Genomic DNA, 21,460 nt, shown 5'->3' on the forward strand with positions numbered 1-21,460 from the left:
AGGTTCGCCCATGGCCAAGCGCCCGACCAAGGCTCCCCCCGCCCCGTTGCCGGCTGCCGCCGCGCCGCGCAAATCCGGACGGCCGACCTCGGCCAAGCCGCGCGCGAAAAAGGCCCCGCCACCTGATGCCGCGCCCGAATCGCCCGCAAGGGCTGAAGCGCAGCCGCAGACCCCGCCTCGGCCCGAGCCCGCCGCCGATCCCTTCGCGTTCGGCGCCGATCAGCGCCACCTGCTGGAAACCCTGTCGCTGAACCTGGCCAAGGCGGCCATGACGGCCCAGTCGGCCATCGCCGAGGCCGCCCTGTCGCAGGCCGACCGTCCCGCCGCCCTGTCGCCTGACCCGTTCAACGTCGCCCCGGCCATGACCTCGGTCATGACCAGCCTGGCCGCCCGTCCCGAAAAGCTGTTCCAGGCCCAGGCCGACCTGTTCGGCCGTTACATGGACCTGTGGTCCACGACCGCACGTCGCGCCATGGGCGAGGATGTCGCCCCCGCCCCCTCGACCGACAAGCGATTCCGCGACCCGGCCTGGAGCGAAAACCCCGTCTTCGACGTCATGCGCCAATCCTATCTGGTCACCTCCGACTGGATGAACGGCCTGGTGTCCAGCGTTGAGGACGTCGATCCGCGCGTGAAGCGCCGGGCGGAGTTCTTCACCCGCCTGCTGACCGACACCTTCTCGCCCTCCAACTTCCTCGCCTCCAACCCGGCGGCGCTGAAGGCCCTGGCCGAGACGGGGGGCGAGTCCCTGGTGAAAGGCATGCAGAACTTCGCCGCCGATCTGGAACGCGGAAACGGCAAGCTGAAGATCAGCCAGGCCGACTACGGCCAGTTCAAGGTCGGCGAAAACGTCGCCACCGCCCCCGGCCAGGTGGTCTGGCGCGACGAACTGTTCGAACTGATCCAGTTCGACGCCGCGACGGACACTCAGCACGCCATCCCGCTGCTGATCTTCCCGCCGTGGATCAACAAGTTCTACATCATGGACCTGCAGCCGGCGAACTCGCTGATCCGCTGGCTGTCGGCCCAGGGCTTCACCGTCTTCGTCTGCTCCTGGGTCAACCCGGATCAGGACAAGGCCGGGTTCGGCTTCGAGGAATACCTGCAAAAGGGAGTCTATCGCGCCGTCGAAAAGGTGCTGGAACAGACCGGCCAGAAGCAGCTGAACGCCGTCGGCTACTGCATCGGCGGCACCCTGCTCGGGTCGGCCCTGGCGCACATGGCCGCCAACAAGGACGCGCGCGTCGCCTCGGCCACCTTCTTCGCCGCCCAGCACGACTTCGCCGAGGCCGGCGACCTGCTGCTGTTCACCGACGAGCACTGGCTGGCCGAGATCGAGCAGCAGATGGATGCGGCGGGCGGCGTCCTGCCCGGCGCGGCCATGGCCGACACCTTCAACGCCTTGCGCGCCAACGACCTGATCTGGTCCTTCTTTGTGTCCAACTATCTGATGGGCAAGGCGCCGCCCGCCTTCGACCTGCTGTTCTGGAACGCCGACCAGACGCGGATGCCCAAGCGCCTGCACCTCGACTACCTGCGCCAGATGTACGGCAAGAACGCTCTGGCGAAAGGCGAGTTCGAGATCGGCGGCCAGCCTATCGACCTATCGACGGTCAATACGCCCCTCTACTTCCTGGCCAGCCGCGAGGACCACATCGCCCCGATGAACTCGGTCTATCGCTCGGCGCGTCTGTTCGGCGGCCCGGTGACCTACACCCTCGCCGGTTCGGGCCACATCGCCGGGGTCATCAACCCGCCCGCCGCCAACAAATACCAGCACTGGACCAACCCAGCCCTTCCCGAGACGCTTCAGGAATGGCAAGCGGGCGCCCAGCAACACCCCGGCAGCTGGTGGACGCACTGGGCCGCCTGGCTGCGCGAGAAATCGGGCGAACAGATTCCCGCCCGCGACCCGAAGACCGGCCCGCTGAAGCCCATCGAGCCCGCGCCCGGCGCCTATGTGAAAGTGAAGTCTTGAAGCGTATCGAACCCAACCTGCTGCTGGCCCTGGCCACCGCGGTCCCGCTCGCCCTTCTGATCGCCACCGCCAGCCTGTTCGGCGAGCCCGGCCACACGCTGAAGTACGTCCTTCTGGCTGCGGCCTGCTCGGCCGGCTTCGTCGTCTTCAACGGCATGATGTCCAGGCGTATGGGTCTGCAGCGCCCCCCGATGATCCACCCCGAGGCCGCCTCGACCGCCGTCTGGGCCAGCCTGTTCCCTCTGGCTCTGATCTTCGGCGCCGCCGTGCCTGTCTTTTTCCCCGGCCACGACTACGGCCTGCTGGTCATCATCGGCGCTGTCTGGTTCGGCGTGACCGTGCAATCCGCCATCAAGGCCCGTCAGGCCGGATGAGGCGTCTGGCTGCCAGCGCGCTGGCGAGCGTCCTGCTGGCCGCCGGCGCGGCCTCAGCTCAAGACCAGCCGCTTCAGGCCGACAAGATCATCCTCGTCGGCGATTCCACCACGGCGGTCGGCAGCGGCTGGGGCGGCGCCTTCTGCGACCGCCACGTCCTGTCGGCCCTGGCCTGCGTCAACCTGGGCCGTCAGGGGCGCAGCACCTCGACCTATCGCGCCGAGGGCTCCTGGGATCTGGCGCTGAGCGAGATGGCGACGCCCGGCTATCAGTCGGTCTGGGTGCTGATCCAGTTCGGTCACAACGACCAGCCCGGCAAGCGCAGCTCCACCGATCTGGCGACCCAGTTTCCCGCCAATCTGCGCGCCTATGTGGCTGAAGCCCGCGCGCGCGGAGCCCGCCCGATCCTGCTGACGCCCCTGACCCGTCGCCATTTCAAGGACGGCCAGCTTCAGAACACCCTGGTCCCCTGGGCCGACGCTGTCCGCGCCGTCGCGGCGGAAACAGGCACGCCCCTGATCGACCTGAACGCCAGCAGCGCCGAACTGGTCCAGCGTCTCGGTGCGCTGGAGGCCGCGCGCCTTTCGCCCGGCGCACCGCCGCCGTCCTTCGAAGCGGATCTGCGGGCGGGAAGCACCCCGCCGACGCCGCCCGCCGCGACGCCGCCCGAGACCGCGCACGGCCGTCATGTCGATGATTTCGACTACACCCACCTGGGCCCCGAAGGCGCCGCCGTCATCGCCGCCCTGGTCGCGCGCGATCTGATCGCCGTCGCGCCGGACCTGGCCCCGCGCCTCGTCCCCTGAGCCGCCTCAGGCGGGCTGAAACCTCAGCGCCGCGCCATTGTTGCAGTAGCGCCGCCCGGTCGGCGGCGGCCCGTCCATGAACAGATGCCCTTGATGCCCCAGACAGCGGGCGCAGTGGTATTCGGTGCGGGCGATACCGATCAGACGGTCGGTCCTGGTCCCGATATTGGCCTCGATCACGCGGAAGAAGCTGGGCCAACCAGTGCCGCTGTCATACTTCCACGCCGACTGGAACAGCGGCAGGGCGCAACCCTTGCAGACAAAGACGCCGCGCCGATGCTCGTCGTTCAGGGGGCTCGTGAACGGCCGCTCGGTCCCCTCATGCCGCAGCACGCGCCACGAGGCCTCGCCCAGCCGCCGCTTCCATTCCGCATCGCTGATCCGCCGAAAGGGCGAGTTCGCCCACTGCTCTTCCGACGCGTCCGCCGCCTCGGGCGCACAGCCCGACAGGGCGGCGGCGACGCCGCCCAGCAGCACGGACCTTCGATCGAATACGGCGTCCATGCCCCCTATACGGCGACAGGGCCGGTTTGGTTCAGACCAGACCCGTCGCCTCGTCCAGACCCAGCATGATGTTGAGGTTCTGCACCGCCGCACCCGAGGCGCCCTTGCCCAGGTTGTCGAGCATGGCGACCAGACGCGCCTGCTCCCCTCCCCGATCGCCAAAGACGTGCAGACGCATCCGGTTGGTGCCGTTCAGGGCCTCCGGCTCGATGCCGCCCATGGCCTCGGTCTCGTCCAGATCGGCGACCTCGACAAACCTCTGGCCGTCATAGGCCTCGACCAAAGCGCCATGCAGCCGCTCGACCGAGGGCGTCTCCGGCAGCGCCGACAGGTGCAGCGGCACCTCGACCAGCATCCCCTGGCGATAATTCCCCACGGCGGGCGCGAACAGGACGTTGCGCGTCAGCCCCGTGTGCAGGGTCATTTCCGGCACATGCTTGTGCTTCAGCGTCAGGCCATAGGCGCGATAGGCGGTCGAAGCGCCCTCGGCCTCGAACTCGGCGATCATGGCCTTGCCGCCGCCGGAATAGCCCGACACCGCATTGACCGTGACCGGATGCCCCACCGGCACCAGACCTGCCCGCACCAGTGGCCGCATCAGGCCGATGAAGCCGGTCGGATAGCAGCCGGGGTTGGACACCCGCGTCGAGGCGGCGATGGCCGCGCGCTGACCCGCATCCATCTCGGCGAAACCATAGATCCAGGTCGGATCAACCCGGAACGCCGTCGAAGCGTCGATGACCCGCACGCTCGGGTTCTCGATCATCGACACGGCTTCCTTGGCCGCATCGTCGGGCAGGCACAGGATGACCGCATCGGCGCTGTTCAGCGCCTCGCGCCGCGCCTCGACGTCGCGCCGACGCTCGCCCAACAGGATCAACTCCAGATCGTTACGCGCCTCCAGACGCTCGCGGATCTCCAGCCCCGTGGTCCCGGCCTCGCCGTCGATGAAGATGGTGTGGGTCATGTTGTCGGTCTGGTCCTGTTTTCGGACAGAAAAAGGGCGCTCCGGGTTTCCCCGAAGCGCCCCAAATCCAAATCGCCTGAAGGCGATTAGCGCTTCGAGAACTGGAAGCTGCGGCGTGCCTTGGCGCGGCCGTACTTCTTACGCTCGACGACGCGGCTGTCGCGGGTCAGGAAGCCGTGCGGCTTCAGGACCTTGCGCAGTTCCGGCTCGTAGTGCGTCAGGGCGTGCGACAGGCCGTGGCGGATGGCGCCGGCCTGGCCCGACAGGCCCGAACCTTCGACGGTGCAGACGACGTCGTATTGCGTGGCGCGGTCCGAAACGGTCAGCGGCTGAGCGATCATCATGCGCAGCACGGGACGGGCGAAGTAAACTTCCTGGTCCTTGCCGTTGATGGTGATCTTGCCGGTGCCCGGCTTGACCCAGACGCGAGCGATCGCGTTCTTGCGCTTGCCGGTCGAGTAGGCGCGGCCTTGGGCGTCCAGCTTTTGCGTGTAGACCGGGGCTTCGGACTCGGCCGAGGCGGTCAGACCCTTCAGGGCGTCGAAGCCGGTGGCTTCAGCAGTCACGTCGGTCATGCTCAGACGCTCCGGGTGTTCTTGGCCGAGGCCGACTTGAAGTCGATGGTCTGCGGCTGTTGGGCTTCATGGTCGTGCGCGGCGCCGGCGAACAGACGCAGGTGCGTCATCTGCTTGCGGGCCAGCGGGCTTTCCTTCGGCAGCATGCGCTCGACGGCCTTCTCGAGCACGCGCTCGGGGAAGCGACCGCCCAGAACCTTCTCCGGGGTCGTCTGCTTGATGCCGCCCGGGTGACCGGTGTGGCGATAGTAGACCTTGTCGGTCGACTTCTTGCCGGTGAACACCACCTTGTCGACGTTGGTGACGACGACGTAGTCGCCCATGTCAACGTGCGGGGTGTAGGTCGGCAGGTGCTTGCCGCGCAGACGGTTGGCGATGAAGGTCGCGAGGCGGCCCACCACGACGCCTTCGGCGTCGATGTGGATCCACTTCTTTTCGACCTCTGCCGGCTTCATCGAAGCCGTAGTGCTCTTCAGCATATTGAGGGTCCTAAAGACGAACGGTGCGGCCCACCCCAAGGCAGGGATGAGCGGAAGGCGTGCTGATAGAGGGTCATCCACAGCAGGTCAACACCGGATCGCGACACGACATTAGTCTAATGCATTGGATTAAAAGGATTTATTATAAACGGTATTAAAATACCCGACCCTCGACACCGCAACCCCTCTCCTTCTTCCCTCGCGTGAGAAGGCGGCCCGCCAACGGGGCGGATGATGATGTCACCGAACGCGGTTCCCCCTGGGTCCCAAACCATGCCAAGCTCGCCGCCTTCCCGCCGCCGCGCAAGGATCACGAAATGCGCCACCTCGCCCTACTCCTGTCGACCCTGACTCTCTTCGGGTGCGCGACGAAACCGCCCGTCGCGGCGACCGCAACTGCGCAAAGAAACCCCTGCACGAACGGCATTCTCGCCCTTTACTTCAAAGAAGAAGCTGCCTTGCGGCCCCCGGTTTCGATGGAGTGGCCGGCGCGCGCGATGGAAGAATGTCCCGGCGCCGCCTTCAAGGTGGTCGGCCTGCCTGAGCCTTCCGCCGCCAATCTACAAGGCCGCCGCGCTGAGTCCGTTGCTCTGGCCCTGCGCGCATTCGGTATTCCGCAGCCGGCCTTCGAACTGGGCGAGCCCGCAGACCAGGCGCGTCCGGTCCTCGAAGTCGTTGCCCGCCCCGACCATTAGTCGTTCGCATTTTTGTTCTTGATTTGTTCCAACCCTGTGCCATGCTCCCGCTATGAAGACGGCGATGAAAGGACGCGGCGCACGCTCCAATACCTCGGGCCGGTATGAAGCCGACCGGCGCGAGGAATTCGACGACGGCTGGACGGATCAGGACGAAGCGGCCGCGCCGCTGCGCACCACCCTCTCGCCGGAACACGCCCGCACCATCATCGCCAAGAATACGAGTCCCGACGTCGGCTTCGATCGCTCCATCAACCCTTACAAGGGCTGCGAACATGGCTGCATCTACTGCTACGCCCGTCCGTCCCATGCCTGGATGGGCCTATCCCCGGGCCTGGATTTCGAGAGCCGGATCTTCTTCAAGCCCCAAGCGGCGAGTCTGCTGGAACAGGAACTCGCCAGGCCCCGATACGTCTGCAAGCGCATCCACATAGGCGGCAACACCGACCCCTATCAGCCGGTCGAGCGCGAGACCCAATCCACGCGCTCGATCCTGCAGGTCATGCAGCGCTTCCGCCAGCCGTTCAGCATCATCACCAAGTCGGTGCTGATCGCCCGCGACGCCGACATCCTGGGCCCCATGGGGCGCGACGGCCTGGCTTCGGCCTTCGTCTCCATCACCACCCTGGATCGCGGTCTGGCGCGGGCGATGGAGCCGCGCGCCTCGACCCCCGCCAAGCGGCTGGAGGCCATCAGCCGCCTGGCCGACGCCGGCTGCCCGGTCGGCGTCGGCTTCGCTCCTGTCATCCCCGGCCTGAACGACCACGAAATGGAAGCCATCCTCGAGGCGGCGCAGAAGGCGGGCGCCACCTCGGCCATGTATGTGACCCTGCGCCTGCCGCTGGAGATCAAGGACCTGTTTCGCGAATGGCTGGCCGACGCCCGGCCCGAACGCGCGGCTCGCGTCATGTCCCTGATCCGCCAGACGCGCGGAGGCAAGGATTACGACCCCGACTGGACCCAGCGCATGAAGGGAACCGGCCCCGTCGCCGACCTGATCGCCGCCCGCTTCAAGACGGCGATCAAGCGCTACGGACTGGACGCCCCTCGCACGCCGCTGGACGTGAGCCAGTTCCGCGTTCCGGCCGACATGCGACCCCAGATGGACCTGTTCGACCTGGCGTCCTGACGCCTAGCGCCGGAAGATCCCGACCAGTTCGACATGGGTCGACCACAGGAACTGGTCGATGGGCGTGACCTTCTCCAGCCGGAAACCGCCGTCGATCAGAACGCGGGCGTCGCGCGCGAAGGTCTGCGGGTTGCACGATACGCCGACCACCAGACCGGCCTTGGTGCCCGGCAGTTGCTGGGTCTGTTCCAGCGCTCCGGCGCGCGGCGGGTCGATGACGATCGCCTCGCACCCCTTGAGGTCGTAGGGCGACAGCGGGCGGCGGAACAGGTCGCGCGCCTGGGCCTCGATGGTCTTCAGGCCCTGGGCCGTGGACACGCCCGCCTTCAGCGCCGCAATCGACGCCGCCGACGAATCCGCCGCGATGACGCTGGCGAACTCGGCCAGGGGGAAGGTGAAGGTGCCGGCGCCGCAGAACAGGTCGGCGACCTTCTTGGCCCCCCTCACCGCTTCCACCGCGCGGCTGACCATGGCGGCCTCGGCCGCGGGGGCCGCCTGCAGGAAGGCGGCGGGCGGCAGCGGCACGGTCGCCCGGCCAAAGGTGATGCGCGGCTGACGCGCCATCACCAGGGTGTCGCCGTCCAGACTGAGGCGCGCCAGACCGGCCTCGGCCGCCGCCGCGATAGCCCGCGCCGTCACGTCCGCCGTCAGCCCGCCCGACTTCTTCTCGACGCCGGTCACGTCCACATCCAGCCCGGTGTCGGTCAGGGTGACGTGCAGGGTCGGCGCCGACTTGGGGTGCCCCAGGAAGGGCGCCGCCACCTTGGCCAGCCCCGGCAGGGCCGCGATCAGGGCCGGATCGGACACCGGACAGTCGGTCAGTTCGACCAGTCGCCACGAGCGCCGCGCCTTGAAGCCCAGCAGAACGCGCCCGCCGGGCCCGCTGCGCGCGTGCAGCGCCAGACGACGGCGGCTGGCCTGCGGCACGGCGACGGTCGCCTCGACCTCGGTCTCGATGCCCTCGCGCGCCAGGGTCTGGATCACCACCTCGCGCTTCCACGCCAGATAGGGCTCGTCCGCCCAGTGCTGCAGGGGCGCCACGCCGCATTCGGCATAGGTCTCGGAGTGGATCGGACGGCGGTCGGGACTGGCTTCGATCAGGTCGAAGGCTTCGACCCGCCCGTCCTTCACATCGCCGGAAATCACTTCGCCCGGCAGGGCGCCCGGCACGAAGACGAAGCCGTTCGGCGTTTCGGCGATCCCGTCGCCCTGGTGGCCCATGCGGGCGATGGTCAGCGTTTGCGTCATGGCGCGGCTTCTACCCGCTCCCGCGCCGAATCTGAAACCTGAACGAAGATGAACGTGCCGATCAAAAGCCGTTCAGCTTCGCCCGCCTATCTCTGGATGCAACAGACAGGGGACCGGGGCCGTTCAGCTCGGGCATCTGTCACAGGGACAAGAACGATGTTTGATCATCTTTCCAAGAAGGTTTCCGCTGTCGCCGCCCTCGCGGTCGCCGGCTCGTTGATGGTCCCGGGCGTCGTCAGCGCCCAGACCTATGGCTACGGCTATCCCCCGGCCTACAACAGCTACGGCGCGCAGGGCCGCTACTATGATCCCTGCGTCGGCGATCAGCGGAACCGCGCCACGACCGGCGGCGTGCTCGGCGCCACCATCGGCGCCGTGGCCGGCTCGCAGCTGGCGGCGCGCGGTCGTCGCACCGAAGGCAGCGTCCTGGGCGGCGTGCTCGGCGCCGCCATCGGCGCCGGCGTGGGCAACAGCTCGGCCAACTGCGACAGCCGCTATCGCTCGTCCGGCTACAACTCGTCCTATGGCGGAACCTATGTCCCGCCCGCCTATGGCTACGACAATCGCGGCTATGATCGTCGTTACGACGACGGCTATGGCCGGGACTATCGCGAGTACAGCGACGGCTACGACCGCGGCTACACCCAGCCCGCGCCGGATTATCGCTATCAGAACACCGACGAATGCCGCCTCGCCGAGAGCGTCATCCGTCTGCCCGATGGTCGCAGCGAGACGCGCTACGTGCGCACCTGCCCCGACCAGAACGGCCGCTATCGCGTCGTCGATTAAGTTTCAGCCCCCCTGTCGATCGACGACGTGAAGAGGGCCGCCGGTTATCCGGCGGCCCTCTATAATTTCAGGGTCAGGCTCGGCGCGCCCACATCAGGAACTCGACGTTGCCGTCGCCGCCCGTGATCGGGCTTTCCGCGACTTCACGCACGGCCCAGCCGACGCTTTCCAGCCAGGCCCGCACGCCCTCGACCGCCGCCGCGTGGGCCTCGGGGTCCTTGACCACGCCCTTCTTGCCGGCGTCCTTGGGTCCTGCCCCCTCGAACTGCGGTTTGACCAGGGTGATCAGGTCGGCGTCCGGCGCCGCCAATCCCAGCGCAGCCGGCAACACCTTCGACAGACCGATGAAGCTGGCGTCGCAGACGACCAGCGACGGCGCCTCCGGGATGATCTCAGGCGTCAGCTCGCGCGCATCCGTCCGCTCCAGATTGACCACGCGCGGATCAGCCGCGACTTTGGGGTGCATCTGACCGAAGCCGACATCCACGGCGAAGACCTTGGCCGCGCCGCGATCCAGACAGACCTCGGTGAAGCCGCCGGTCGAGGCGCCGACGTCCAGCACGACACGCCCCTCGACCGCCACCGGCCAAAGGTCCAGCGCCCGTTCCAGCTTCAGCGCCCCGCGCCCGACCCATCGGTGGGCGGCGGCGTAGCCGATTTCGGCGTCCTCATTGACCGACTGCGAGGCCGCCTTGGCGGGAGCGCCGTTCACGGTGACGCCGCCCGCCTCGATGGCCGCCTTGGCCTTGGCCCGGCTTTCGGCCAGGCCGCGCGTGACCAGAAGCTGGTCCAGACGGACCGTCCTCACGCCCCGGCCATCGCATCCAGCCGCGCCAGCGCGGCCTGCATCTTGGCCTTGCCCTCTTCGGCCTCGGCCAGCTTGGCGCGCTGCTCGTCAACGACTTCGGGCGCGGCGCGCGACACGAAGTTGGGATTGCCCAGCTTCTTGTTCACGTGGCCGATATCGCTCTCGAAGACGGCGATCTCCTTTTCCAGACGCGCGCGTTCTGCGGTCAGGTCGATGATCCCGGCCAGCGACAGCGCCGCCGTGGTTCCACTTGAGACAAAGGTCACGGCCCCGGCGGGCGCGGTCTCGGCCACAGCGATTTCCGACACGCGACCCAGGGTGAGCAGCAGGTCGCGGTGACGCGCGATGCGCTCGGCGGTCACGGCGTCCGGCGCGACGAAGGCCAGCGGGGGCTTGGCCGACGGCGGCACGTTCATCTCGGCCCGCAGGGCGCGGATTTCACCGACGATGTCGACCAGCCAGCCGATCTCGGCCTCGGCCGAGGCGTCGACGAAGGCGTCGGGCAGCACCGGCCATTCGGCGCCGATCAGCAGGCTCTCGCGGGCCGGGCCTTCCTTGCCCAGCTCGGCCCACAGTTCCTCGGTGATGTAGGGCATGACCGGATGCAGCAGCTTCAGCGTCTGGTCGATGGTCCAGGCGGTCATGGCCCGCGTCTCGGCCTTGGCGGCTTCATCGGCGCCGTTGAACACCGGCTTGGCCAGTTCCAGATACCAGTCGCAGAAGACGTTCCAGACGAAGCGGTACAGAGCGCCCGCCGCGTCGTCGAAACGGCCGCCTTCGATGGCGTCCGACACGGCGCGCTCGGCCTTGGTCAGCTCGCCGCGGATCCAGCGGTTGATGGTCTGCTCGACCGTCGCGGAATCGAAGCCCTCGACGCGCTTGGCCTCGTTCATCTGGCTGAAGCGTGCGGCGTTCCACAGCTTGGTGCCGAAATTGCGATAACCTTCAATGCGCTGCTTCGACAACTTGATGTCGCGCGTGCCCGACAGGATGGCCATGGTGAAGCGCAGCGGGTCGGCGCCCAATTCGTCGATGATGCCCAGGGGGTCGATGACGTTGCCCTTGGACTTCGACATCTTCTGGCCCTTCTCGTCGCGGACCAGACCATTGATGATGACGCGCTTGAACGGGACCTCGCCCATGAAGTGCTGGCCCATCATCATCATCCGGGCGACCCAGAAGAAGATGATGTCCGCCGCCGTCACCAGATCGCTGGTCGGATAGAAGCGCTCCAGATCCTCGGTCTTCTCGGGCCAGCCCATGGTCGAGAAGGGCCACAGGGCGGACGAGAACCAGGTATCAAGGACGTCCTCGTCCTGCGTCAGCACGACCTCGGAATCATAGTCGGCCAGCGCCTGTTCGCGGGCGTCCTCTTCCGTTTCGGCGACATAGATTTCGCCGTTCGGGCCGTACCAGGCCGGGATGCGGTGACCCCACCAGAGCTGGCGCGAAATGCACCACGGCTCGATGTTGCGCAGCCACTCGAAGTAGATCTTCTCGTACGACTTGGGCTCGAAGACGGTCGCGCCGTCCTCGACCGCCTTCAGCGCCGGCTGGGCCAGGGTGTGGGCGTCAACGTACCACTGGTCCGTCAGCCACGGCTCGATGACCACGCCCGAGCGGTCGCCGTGCGGGACGACGTGCTTGGTCTTTTCGATCTCGCGCAGCCAGTTTTCTTCCTCGGCGCGGGCGACGATGGCCTTGCGCGCGGCGAAGCGATCCAGACCGACCAGATCGGCGGGGATTTCCGGCACGTCCTCGTTGGTGATGCGCGCGAAGGCGTCCATCACGTTCAGCGCGGCCAGACCGGCGCGCTTGCCGACGCCGAAGTCGTTGAAGTCGTGCGCGGGGGTGATCTTGACCGCGCCCGAACCCTTGGTCGGATCGGCGTAGTCGTCTGCGACGACGGGGATGCGACGGCCGGTGATCGGCAGGGTCACTTCCTTGCCGACCAGACCCTTGTAACGCTCGTCCTCGGGGTGAACCGCGACGCCGGTGTCGCCCAGCATGGTCTCAGGGCGCGTCGTGGCCACGACGATGAAGCCGCGCGTTTCGAATTCAGTGGCCTTGCCGTCCTCGTCGAAGGCGATCGGGTGCTCATAGGTGACGCCGTCGGCCAGCGGATAGGCGAAATGCCAATAGTGGCCGTCCTGCTCGCGCTGTTCGACTTCCAGATCGGAAATGGCGGTCTGGAAATGCGGATCCCAGTTCACCAGACGCTTGTCGCGATAGATCAGGCCGTCCTGATGCAGCTTGACGAAGACCTTGCGGACGGCGGCGTTCAGGCCCTCGTCCAGGGTAAAGCGCTCGCGCGACCAGTCGCACGACGCGCCCAGGCGGCGCAGCTGGCGAACGATGGTGCCGCCCGACTCGGCTTTCCACTCCCAGACCTTCTCGATGAAGGCGTCGCGGCCCATCTCGCGGCGCCCGATGTTGCCGGCGGCGGCCATCTGACGCTCGACCACCATCTGGGTGGCGATGCCCGCGTGGTCGGTGCCGGGCAGCCACAGCACAGCCTTGCCCTTCATCCGGTGATAGCGGGTCAGAATGTCCTGCAGCGTATTGTTCAGCGCGTGGCCGATGTGCAGCGAGCCCGTCACGTTCGGCGGCGGAATGACGATCGAATAGGCGTCGGCGGCCCCATCCGTCGGCTTGGCGGCGCGCGGCGCGAACAGGCCGCTCTCTTCCCACTGGGCGTAGAGGCGCGGTTCGGCGGCCTGAGGTTCGAAAGTCTTCTCGAGCATTGTCTTCTCTTTGGTCCCTACCGCTCCGCACGCGGTGCGTCGCTGCATGAGGGTGGGTTTCTGAAAAAGCGAAAGGGCGGCCCCGCCGGAGCCGCCCTCAGTGACTTAGTGTCTGGTGAAGCGAAGGGCTAGCCGGCGTTGCGGGCGATGCGTTCTACTTCCTTGCGTACCTGGGCCTCGACGATGCCCGGCAGGTTGGCGTCCAGCCAGTCCTTCAGCATCGGACGCAGCATGTTCTGGACCATGGCCTCGACCGTATTGCCGCTGACGAAGGGCAGGTCCTGCGGCGCGGCGGCGACGGGTTCGGGCTTCTGGAAGGTGGCGGCCAGACCGGCGAAGGCCGAGGCGGCGCTGGCGGCGGCGCTTTCGCCGACCAAGGAATCATAATCAGGCGCCGCAACCGGCGCAGGGGCGGGCTCAGGCTCGACGGCGGGGAACGGCGCCACGTCGGCCACGTCCAGATCGCCGATCGACTGGGACGCCGGCGCTTCATAGCGCTCGGTCAGCTCCAGAACCTCGTCTTCAACGACCGCAGGTTCTTCGGCCAGAGGCGCAGCCTCCAGCACGGGCTCGGGCGCGACTTCCACGACCGGTTCCGACGCCGCAGCAGCGGTTTCAGCCGGAGCGTCGTCTTCAGAGATGATCCGGCGAATCGACGCCAGAATCTCTTCCATCGTCGGTTCCTGGGCGGTCTGGTCGGTCATGTCAGAACCTTGAAGGCTGAACCTGAAGGGACCGCCGACGGGCGCAAAGCGGCGCGACGATCAGGGCCGGACAAACAGACTCGCCCTCCCCTTGCCTCTGTCGTCGCACCAACGCCCGCCGGAATCAACGGACGTTTTCGCCTGTCAGGCTAATCCCCGCGTCAATTGCCGGGCGCGGTGCGGACGATTTCGCTCTTCAGCTGGGTGTCGATCGGAGCGTCCTCGGCGTCGGCCGCCGGCGTGATCACCGGCGAAGCGACGCGATCCAGGGCCTCGACCGCGCCGTCCCACGGCAGACCGCCACGGTTGCGCACAGCATCGTAATTGGCCTCGGCGTCATAGACCTCGATCGCCGGGTCGAGGTTCGGTCCGCCCAGACGGCCCATGGCGGCCAGCAGTTGGGCCTGGGCCACGTACTGATTGCGGTGGGCGCTGGCCAGGGTGACCTGAGCCGAGCGCAGCTCCAGCTCCTGGTTCAGCACGTCAAGCGTGGTGCGCAGGCCGACCTGGGCCTCCTGACGCACGCCCTCGGCGGCGACCGAAGCGGCGCGAACGGCTTGCTCGCCTGCCTGCAGGGTCGACTTGGCGGCGACGGTCTGGGCGTAGGCCGAGCTGACGCTCTGCAGCACGCCGCGACGCTCGCCCTCGACGCCGATCTGGGCCGCGTTGGCGCGCTCCAGCGCCTGGGCGACGCGCGAACGGTTCAGCCCGCCGGTGAACAGCGGCACCGACACCGTGGCGCCGGCGTTGAAGGCCGTGCGGTCCGTCAGGTCGAAGCCTGACAGGTCATTCGCCGTGCCGCCGTACGAGGCGGTCAGGCGCGCCGACGGCCGATACTCGGCGCGAGCGGCCGCCACATTGGCCTCGGCGGCTTGCAGGGCATAGGTCGCAGCGCGAACGCCGGGGTTCTCGATCAAGGCCACGTCCAAGGCGGCGTCGAAGTCGGCGGGCAGGCCCGGCAGAACCGGCAGGGTTTCCATATTGGTCGGCGCTTGGCCGACCACGGCGGCGTAGGCGGCGCGCGACACCGACAGCTGAGCCTGGGCGTTGGCCAGATCGGCGTCCGACTGGGCCAGGCGGGCTTCCGACTGCGCCACGTCGGTGCGGGTGATTTCGCCGACTTCGAAGCGGGCGTTGGATTCGTCCAGCTGACGGCGCAGGACCGTGAGGTTTTCCTGACGGATACGCAGGATTTCCATGTCGCGAACGACATCGGCATAGGCCTGAATGACCGAGGTCATCACCTGCTGCTCGACTTCGCGCAGATTTTCACGGCCAGCGCGGACATTGGCCTCGGCGGCGTCAATGCCGCGCGCGGTGCGACCGGCGGTCCAGATGTTCTGCGCCAGGCTGACGCTGGCGGTTGCGCCGTCGCTCTCGACCACGCCGACGCCGTCGGTGTCCACGCGGCTGTAATCGACGCCGGCCGAGGCGCTGATGGTCGGACGCAGGCCCGAACGCGCCTGGACGATGGTCTCGTCCAGCGCCCGCTGGTTGGCGCGTTGCGCCAGGAGCGTCGGATTGGTGCGATAGGCCAGACCAATCGCGTCCTTCAGCGTCTCGGCCCCGGCCGGAGCCGCACCGGCTCCCATGGCCAGAGTGATGAGAGCGACCGAAGCGAGCGCGCGCGAGCGTTTCAACATGAACCTGTTCCTGCCTGACGCCCCCGACGGCGCGCCCCGTAATGCCTGAATGGCGTAGTTGGAGATTATGCCCGCCCTGCGCCAGTTAAGTTTTTTTCACGCAGCCGACGCTCGTCTCCGTCGCGCCCTTTGGCCTAGAGCGCGAAGGCCGGCGTCGGAATCAGTTCCGACAGAACCGGCGGCGCACAGTCGAACAGTTCACGACGCGACACGCCTTCGCGACCGCGGACATAGAGGACGGCCTTGCCGATCGGACCGGCGCGCTCAACCACGGCCAGACGGCCGCCGGGACGCAGGGCAGCGATCCACGATTCGGGGCGAGCCGGCACGGCGGCCTCGCTGACGATCAGGTCATAGCCTTCGCCTTGCGGCTGGCTCAGAGGCGCGACCACGGTCGAGACGCCTTCATCAGCCAAGGCGGGGCCGGTCACCTCGAACACGGCGGCGTCCGATTCCTGGGCCGTAACCGTCAGGCCCATGCGCGCCAGAACGGCGGCGGCGTAGGGGCCGGCCAGAACCAGAGCCTTTTCACCGGCGCGGGCGTCCAGGGCCTGCATCAGCTTGCCCAGATCGCGCGGCAGCATCAGGCGCCGATCGCCCGCGATTTCCGGCTCGATGTCGGCATAGGCGGAGAAGGCGCGGTCGGCGGCGCAGAAGCGCTCACGCTCAACGGCGCCGAGGGCGGCCTGCAGGTCGCGGTCCGTGACGTCGTTCACACGGACCTGCGAGTCCAGCATGACCTTGCGTGCAGCGGCGAAATCCATGGTTCCGAGGTCCTTCAGGTCGGCGTAAGCGAAAAATCTGCGGCGCTTATAGGTCCGCGCGTTGCAGCCGACAATCCGATCTGATAGCTGACGCCCCTCGCGATGGTTCGGGGCTCGGTTTCGAGACCCAAATGGCCTGATGGCGGAGTGGTGACGCAGAGGACTGCAAATCCTTGCACCCGGGTTCGATTCCCGGTCAGGCCTCCATCGCGACAAACAGTCAGCCGCCCTTTGGGGCGGCTTTCTTGTTTCTGGGCCTACTTTCCTGCCCTGCGATTCCAGCCGTCGTCCTTGTTCGCCCTATCGCGCTCAACGGAGGTGGCGTCCGGCTCGCCGTCCGCGTCCCGATCCGTAAATCGACGAGGCTGCACGAAGGCGAAACCCGCGCCCGCGACCACGAAGGCCAGCGCGCCGATCAGAATCAAAGTCGACAACTGGTCCATGTCGCCCTCCTTGGCTTCTTGGATCCAACGCCTTCGACTGACTTCCGCTCCGCGCCGACGACCTCAGACCGCGCCGGCGGTCGTCAGATGATGCAGAGCCACCGCGCTGGTCGCCGCCACGTTCAGGGAATCAAATCCGCCCGACATGCGAATGCCCAGGGGCCGGCACCGCGCTATGACCTCCGCAGGCAGGCCCGGCCCTTCCGAGCCCAGCAGAATCGCCGTCCGACGCGCGGGCTTGAGCTCCGACAGGGTTTCAGCCGCCGACGGCGTCAGGGCCAGCACCTCGAATCCCCGCGCCTCCAGCGCCTCGACCATGGCCGCCGCCGTCGCGCTCTCGACGAAGGGCGTCCGCAGCACTGCCCCGACCGAGACCCGGATCGCCTTCCTGTAGAAGGGGTCGCAGCAGGTCTTGTCCAGAAGCAGCCCCGCCGCGCCGAACGCCGCCGCATTGCGGAACAGGCCGCCCATGTTGTCGTGATTGCCGATGCCGCAGGCGCCCACCACCACGGCGCACTCAGGCAAGCTGTTCAGAAAGGCCTCCAGAGCAAACGGCTCAGGCTTGCGCCCCAGCGCCAGGATTCCGCGATGCAGATGAAAGCCGGCGATACCGTCCAGCACTTCCTGCGGCGCCGTATGGACCGGCACGTCGCCGGGCAGCCGCTCCAGAATCTCGCGCAGCGCCTCCAGCCGCTTCTCGGCGATCAGCACCGCCACCGGCGCGCAATGTGACGAAGGCGACGTCAGCACACGCAGCACCACCTCCCCCTCGGCCACGAACAGACCCTGACGCCCCGTCAGGTCGCGCTCCTTGACGTCGCGAAAGGCGGAAATGCGAGGATCATCGACATCGAAAACAGGGATCAAATTCATGCTGCAGCTTCTATCGCACCCCTCCTGAAATATTTCGGCGTTTTTCTGCACTTTGCCCGTTGCGTGAATCAAAAAGGCCTTGCTATACAGCGGCCTCCCCCGAGGGGACGTTCCGCGGTAGCTCAGTGGTAGAGCAGCCGACTGTTAATCGGCTGGTCGTAGGTTCGAATCCTACCCGCGGAGCCACTCGGGGGATTAAAGCGCCGCTTTCGGGCGCTTTTTTAGTCCCTCACTTTGCTGCTCGCCGAATGCCCCGCCAGGGTGGCATGGCTCATTTTCCGGTTTCAAGCCGTTGCAGGCATGATCGGGTAGCAGATTGACGCGCGTTCAATCACCAGAACACGGGGCCTCCGCGACGCCGCAGCGGACCTTGCATGGGTGCTGTGCGGGTCACCCGGTCCGTCCCTTGGCGATAGACCTGCCTGCCGGCTCATGGCTCGCTGAAACGTGTAAACATCACGATCAGACGTTAACTATAGTCGAGCCGTCCCCGCGAGCTTCGACATGACGCCTTTGCGCCACGCGCCCGTTCAGAATGTCGGCCATTCGCCCCTCCTCCCGGTCGGAGACTGCTGCAGCCTGCCGGGCGTCGTCCTGTCCTACGCCCAGAGCGAACAGATCTATGCCGAGGGAGATCGGGCGCATTTCCTCTATGCCGTCGTCGCGGGAGCCGTTCGGACCGTGCGACACTCCAACGACGGCCGGCGCCAGGTCGGCGCCTTCTACTACCCCGGTGATCTCTTCGGCCTGGAGGTCGATGAGCAACACGCCTTCACGGCCGAAGCCATGTGTCCCGCCCAGGTCAGATCTGTGCGCCTGGGCTCGGCAGAGGATCGCGCGATCGCCCAGGCCGCCCGGCGCGAACTGGCGCGCGCCCACGACCATCTGGCCATGCTCGGGCGACGTTCCGCTGAGGAGAAGGTCGCCAGCTTCCTGCTCGAACTGGCGCATCAAGGTCCCCGCGATCACGCCGCCCTGCAGATGAGCCGTCAGGACATGGCCGACTATCTCGGTCTGGCGCTCGAAACCGTTTCGCGCGTCCTGAGCCGTTTCCAGGATGAAAACCTCGTCGTCTTCTCCTCTTGTCGGGATTTTCGGATCATCCAGCGCTCTCGGCTGAGGTGTCTCGCCTCGACCTGAGGCCAGTCGGGGCTCCGCTTCCTAGCCTTGGGGGTCTAGCCGGATGACGGCGGCCGCGCCTCGCTCAGAAGTTGCCAGGCACGTTGCTCCGCAAGCGTCCTGACCCGGTCGAAGGTCATGTCGTACTCCGGATGGAAGGGGAACTCGACCGTCACGACGACGTCCTCGTCCGTCATGACCGCCTGGACGCGCCACCGCACCGGGTCCAGGGTCAGGCCGACCTGTCTCAAGTTCAGGGTCATGGGCGCCTCGCGGATGAAACCGCCGAAGTGAACGGCCAAGCCGCCGCATGGCTCCCCTTCTCGCCTTCTTGTCATCTCTCTCGGGGCCATTGTGTCCGGCAATGACCTGGGCGCTGATCAGAATGTCGGCGGCGCACCATCGGGCCCGCCTCGACTGCCCCTATGGACGCCGCTTCGCTCTCATGTTCTCCCGGAGCTGATCGGAGGGGAGCTCCGACCTGAACCCCTGTCAGACGCGCTCGCCCATCCATGAGCCGAAAAACGGCCGAGCGGCCTTCTGGCCGAACCGGGCGCCGGTGCGCTGAGTTCAGCGTCCGCCATGGGCTATGCGCTTCGCGATCCCACCGATGTCGCGGGCGTGCCCTTGCACCACATCCTCCCGCAGGCCGGGAACCACGTCCCCGATGTTGTGGTGGCCGATCAACTCCAAGCCTGTCACTTTCGCCAGATGGTCGTCGAAATGCCGGCGCATGGCGTCCCAGGCGCCGCTGCTCTCCACCCAGGCCTGGGGCGCGCCCGAACTGGTGAAGCTGACCAGCTTTCGACCCGCCAATAGCGGCTGATTGCCCTCCAGTCCGTACCGAGAGTAGCCGAACCCCATGCCGAAGACCCTGTCGACATAGCCCTTCAGCATGGCCGGTGGAGCGTTGAACCAGAGGGGATAGAAGAAGCCGAAGACGTCGGCGTCGCCGATGGCGGACCGCTCGCTCAGCACATCCGCGCGCGGCTGGAAGCCCTCGTGATCGGGCAATTCCTCCATGTGCAGCAGAGGATCGAAGCCCAGACGATAGAGATCGCGCAGGACCACCTCGACGCCCTCGTGGCGCGCCGCCTCGGCATAGGCCTCGGCCATGGTCATGGTGAAGCTTCGAACTCTCGGGTGAGCCACGATCAGAGCCTGTTTCATTCGAACCTCCTCGGTCAGATCAACCTTCCTGAAGAACGGACATGGCCCTCACCCGCCGGGACCTGACGGTTTGAGCGCCGCGAGCAACCGCGCGATCAGCGCCTCGCGCGTCGCGTCGTCCGGAGCGGCCAGCAGGGTCTCGTTGAGATCGCCCAGGAATTCCGCGCGGCCATTGCGCCAGTCGGGTCTGGCGGCCGCCCCGGGCATGAGCCGTTGAGGGGATTCGGACGTCAGCGCGTCCGTCGCCGTGAGGACGAAGGTCTCATCCAGAAGCGGCGCCAGGATCGTTGCGTGATCGATCCCTGCAGAGACCAGCCGGGCCGCCAGGCCGGTGCGTGCGTCGGGCTCCCCGTGGACGAGAAAGACTTTGCCGCCTACCGGCTGCCGCGCCTTCAGCCAGGCGACCAGACCGACCGCGTCGGCGTGGGCGGAATAGGCGTCGATCTCGCGGATGCGCGCGTTGACCCGCAAGTCGTCGCCCTGGATGCGCACCGACCGCCTCCCCTCCAGCAACACCCGGCCCAGCGTCCCCGCCGCCTGAAAGCCGGTGATCAGGACGGTGGTTTCTCGCCGCCAGAGCAGCCGCTTCAGATGCCGCCGGATGCGGCCGGCGTCGCACATGCCGCTGCCCGCCAGAATGACATGCCAGTCGCGCAGCCGCTCCAGCCCGTCGCTCTCCTGCGGCCGCATCAGATAGTGAAGGCGCGGCGCGTGGCGGAGTTCGAGGTAAGGGTTTTCTTCCGCCTCGGCGTTCCATCCTCGCCTCAGGAAGACGTCGGTCGCTTCGATCGCGAGGGGCGAGTCCAGGAAGATCTCGGTCGCCAGTTCCGGCGCCTCGCGCATCACCGCCAGCAGGTCGAGGATCAGTTCCTGGGCGCGTCCCACGGCGAAGGTCGGCATCAGCAAGGGACCGCCGGCCGCCATGGCCTGCCGCATCTCCTCCGCCAGCACCTCTCGACGGGCTTCCGGCGTCAGGTCCTGGCGGATCCGGTCGCCATAGGTGGATTCCAGGATGACGTGATCGACCCCGACCGGTCCGTCCGGCGTCGGCAGCAGCGGCTGGCGGCCGGACCCCAGATCGCCCGAGAACAGGAGCCGCACCGGCGCACCGCCCTCCGTGACGACCACCTCGATCGAGGCGGCACCCAGCAGATGCCCGGCCGGCCACCAGCGGGTCTGGACCCCTGGCAAGGGTTCGATCATTTCGCCGAACTTCACCGTCTGGAAGCGCCGTAGGGTCGGCTCCACGTCCGCCACCGTATAGATGGGCTCCACCACGTCGATCCCGCGCCTCTGGTTGCGCCGGTTCAGGTGAGCGACATCACCCTCCTGGATCTCGGCGGCGTCCGTAAGCATGACCTCGCAAAGATCGCGCGTGGCTCGCGTGGCATAGATCGGACCACGATAGCCGGTGCGCACCAGCTTGGGCAGAAGGCCGGAGTGATCGATATGAGCGTGGGTCAGAAAGACGGCGTCGATAGATGAGACGTCAAACGGAAAGGCGCCATGGTTCAGCCCCTTGAGCGACTTCGAGCCCTGAAACAGCCCGCAATCCACCAGGAACCGCGCGCCGTCCGTCTCGACCAGCGCACAGGATCCTGTGACGCATTCCGCCGCGCCGTGGAAAGCAAGGGACAGACTCATCGAG

Annotated in this window: 22 protein-coding genes and 2 tRNA genes; 9 read left to right on the top strand and 15 right to left on the bottom strand. The window is 67.2% G+C overall.

Annotation, left to right across the window (positions count from 1 at the left end; all coding sequences use genetic code 11):
- The first annotated feature begins 10 nt into the window (after positions 1-10).
- Genes phaC through B3K53_RS04670 form a run of 3 tightly spaced genes read left to right on the top strand, consistent with a single transcriptional unit; the run spans position 11 to position 3,158 of the window.
- Positions 11-1,978 carry a class I poly(R)-hydroxyalkanoic acid synthase gene (gene phaC, locus B3K53_RS04660; protein WP_292082932.1) on the top strand — a complete coding sequence of 656 codons (1,968 nt, stop codon included), beginning with the start codon at positions 11-13 and terminating at the stop codon, positions 1,976-1,978.
- A complete protein-coding gene (locus B3K53_RS04665) occupies positions 1,975-2,352 on the top strand; it encodes a hypothetical protein (RefSeq protein ID WP_292082934.1) in 378 nt (125 codons plus the stop codon). Before phaC ends, B3K53_RS04665 begins: the two co-directional genes overlap by 4 nt.
- Positions 2,349-3,158 (top strand): rhamnogalacturonan acetylesterase, encoded by an 810-nt coding sequence (locus B3K53_RS04670; protein WP_292082935.1) that lies wholly within the window; start codon positions 2,349-2,351, stop codon positions 3,156-3,158. Before B3K53_RS04665 ends, B3K53_RS04670 begins: the two co-directional genes overlap by 4 nt.
- A 6-nt stretch (positions 3,159-3,164) precedes the next feature.
- Here B3K53_RS04670 and msrB read toward each other — a convergent pair whose 3' ends face one another.
- From msrB to rplM, 4 genes are all read right to left on the bottom strand, one after another.
- Complete coding sequence (msrB, locus tag B3K53_RS04675; RefSeq protein WP_292082936.1) at positions 3,165-3,662, bottom strand: peptide-methionine (R)-S-oxide reductase MsrB; 498 nt, start codon at positions 3,660-3,662, stop codon at positions 3,165-3,167.
- A gap of 31 nt (positions 3,663-3,693) precedes the next feature.
- The gene (argC, locus tag B3K53_RS04680; protein WP_292082937.1) at positions 3,694-4,629 is read right to left on the bottom strand and encodes an N-acetyl-gamma-glutamyl-phosphate reductase; all 936 of its coding nucleotides are present in this window, start codon (positions 4,627-4,629) and stop codon (positions 3,694-3,696) included.
- Positions 4,630-4,715: 86 nt separating this feature from the next.
- Entirely contained in the window at positions 4,716-5,204 is a 489-nt protein-coding gene (rpsI, locus tag B3K53_RS04685) for a 30S ribosomal protein S9 (protein ID WP_292082938.1), read from the bottom strand.
- A gap of 2 nt (positions 5,205-5,206) precedes the next feature.
- The gene (gene rplM, locus B3K53_RS04690) at positions 5,207-5,683 is read right to left on the bottom strand and encodes a 50S ribosomal protein L13 (RefSeq protein ID WP_292082939.1); all 477 of its coding nucleotides are present in this window, start codon (positions 5,681-5,683) and stop codon (positions 5,207-5,209) included.
- A gap of 317 nt (positions 5,684-6,000) precedes the next feature.
- Here rplM and B3K53_RS04695 point away from each other — a divergent pair, with 317 nt between their 5' ends.
- Both B3K53_RS04695 and B3K53_RS04700 read left to right on the top strand, forming a co-directional pair.
- Positions 6,001-6,378, top strand: coding sequence for a hypothetical protein (locus B3K53_RS04695; protein ID WP_292082940.1), 378 nt, complete (start codon positions 6,001-6,003; stop codon positions 6,376-6,378).
- Between the two features lie 52 nt (positions 6,379-6,430).
- A complete protein-coding gene (locus B3K53_RS04700) occupies positions 6,431-7,507 on the top strand; it encodes a PA0069 family radical SAM protein (protein WP_292082941.1) in 1,077 nt (358 codons plus the stop codon).
- Between the two features lie 3 nt (positions 7,508-7,510).
- On the opposite strand, the gene B3K53_RS04705 is transcribed toward B3K53_RS04700, so the two are convergent.
- Positions 7,511-8,755 carry a class I SAM-dependent RNA methyltransferase gene (locus tag B3K53_RS04705; protein WP_292082942.1) on the bottom strand — a complete coding sequence of 415 codons (1,245 nt, stop codon included), beginning with the start codon at positions 8,753-8,755 and terminating at the stop codon, positions 7,511-7,513.
- Between the two features lie 156 nt (positions 8,756-8,911).
- On the opposite strand from B3K53_RS04705, the gene B3K53_RS04710 reads away from it, so the two are divergent.
- The gene (locus B3K53_RS04710) at positions 8,912-9,544 is read left to right on the top strand and encodes a glycine zipper 2TM domain-containing protein (protein ID WP_292082943.1); all 633 of its coding nucleotides are present in this window, start codon (positions 8,912-8,914) and stop codon (positions 9,542-9,544) included.
- 73 nt (positions 9,545-9,617) lie between these two features.
- Here the strand turns inward: B3K53_RS04710 and B3K53_RS04715 are convergent, their stop codons facing one another.
- The 5 genes from B3K53_RS04715 to B3K53_RS04735 form a co-directional block, all read right to left on the bottom strand.
- Positions 9,618-10,352, bottom strand: coding sequence for a TlyA family RNA methyltransferase (locus B3K53_RS04715; RefSeq protein ID WP_292082944.1), 735 nt, complete (start codon positions 10,350-10,352; stop codon positions 9,618-9,620).
- Positions 10,349-13,096: a valine--tRNA ligase gene (locus B3K53_RS04720; RefSeq protein ID WP_292082945.1), complete on the bottom strand. Its 2,748-nt coding sequence runs from the start codon at positions 13,094-13,096 to the stop codon at positions 10,349-10,351. Before B3K53_RS04720 ends, B3K53_RS04715 begins: the two co-directional genes overlap by 4 nt.
- A 128-nt stretch (positions 13,097-13,224) precedes the next feature.
- The gene (locus B3K53_RS04725; protein WP_292082946.1) at positions 13,225-13,800 is read right to left on the bottom strand and encodes a DUF2497 domain-containing protein; all 576 of its coding nucleotides are present in this window, start codon (positions 13,798-13,800) and stop codon (positions 13,225-13,227) included.
- Between the two features lie 161 nt (positions 13,801-13,961).
- Positions 13,962-15,443, bottom strand: coding sequence for a TolC family outer membrane protein (locus B3K53_RS04730; RefSeq protein WP_292082947.1), 1,482 nt, complete (start codon positions 15,441-15,443; stop codon positions 13,962-13,964).
- 134 nt (positions 15,444-15,577) lie between these two features.
- Entirely contained in the window at positions 15,578-16,207 is a 630-nt protein-coding gene (locus B3K53_RS04735) for a protein-L-isoaspartate O-methyltransferase family protein (protein WP_292082948.1), read from the bottom strand.
- 133 nt (positions 16,208-16,340) lie between these two features.
- On the opposite strand from B3K53_RS04735, the gene B3K53_RS04740 reads away from it, so the two are divergent.
- Positions 16,341-16,414: transfer RNA gene (locus B3K53_RS04740), tRNA-Cys, on the top strand.
- Between the two features lie 50 nt (positions 16,415-16,464).
- Here B3K53_RS04740 and B3K53_RS04745 read toward each other — a convergent pair.
- The gene (locus B3K53_RS04745; RefSeq protein WP_292082949.1) at positions 16,465-16,650 is read right to left on the bottom strand and encodes a hypothetical protein; all 186 of its coding nucleotides are present in this window, start codon (positions 16,648-16,650) and stop codon (positions 16,465-16,467) included.
- A gap of 63 nt (positions 16,651-16,713) precedes the next feature.
- Positions 16,714-17,523, bottom strand: coding sequence for a TrmH family RNA methyltransferase (locus B3K53_RS04750; protein ID WP_292082950.1), 810 nt, complete (start codon positions 17,521-17,523; stop codon positions 16,714-16,716).
- 111 nt (positions 17,524-17,634) lie between these two features.
- Between B3K53_RS04750 and B3K53_RS04755 the strand changes: the two genes are divergently transcribed.
- Positions 17,635-17,709: transfer RNA gene (locus B3K53_RS04755), tRNA-Asn, on the top strand.
- A 318-nt stretch (positions 17,710-18,027) separates the two neighbouring features.
- Positions 18,028-18,663, top strand: a complete 636-nt coding sequence (locus tag B3K53_RS04760) for a helix-turn-helix domain-containing protein (RefSeq protein ID WP_292082951.1) — start codon at positions 18,028-18,030, stop codon at positions 18,661-18,663.
- A 35-nt stretch (positions 18,664-18,698) separates the two neighbouring features.
- Here B3K53_RS04760 and B3K53_RS04765 read toward each other — a convergent pair whose 3' ends face one another.
- The 3 genes from B3K53_RS04765 to B3K53_RS04775 all read right to left on the bottom strand — a co-directional run bounded on the left by B3K53_RS04765 (position 18,699) and on the right by B3K53_RS04775 (position 21,456).
- On the bottom strand, positions 18,699-18,944 hold the full coding sequence (locus tag B3K53_RS04765) for a hypothetical protein (protein WP_292082952.1): 246 nt from the start codon (positions 18,942-18,944) through the stop codon (positions 18,699-18,701).
- Positions 18,945-19,212: 268 nt separating this feature from the next.
- A complete protein-coding gene (locus B3K53_RS04770) occupies positions 19,213-19,812 on the bottom strand; it encodes an NAD(P)H-dependent oxidoreductase (RefSeq protein WP_292082953.1) in 600 nt (199 codons plus the stop codon).
- A gap of 48 nt (positions 19,813-19,860) precedes the next feature.
- Positions 19,861-21,456, bottom strand: a complete 1,596-nt coding sequence (locus B3K53_RS04775) for an MBL fold metallo-hydrolase RNA specificity domain-containing protein (RefSeq protein ID WP_292082954.1) — start codon at positions 21,454-21,456, stop codon at positions 19,861-19,863.
- Positions 21,457-21,460: the final 4 nt, after the last annotated feature.

The organism is Brevundimonas sp. UBA7506, from assembly GCF_002479495.1.
Lineage (GTDB): Bacteria > Pseudomonadota > Alphaproteobacteria > Caulobacterales > Caulobacteraceae > Brevundimonas.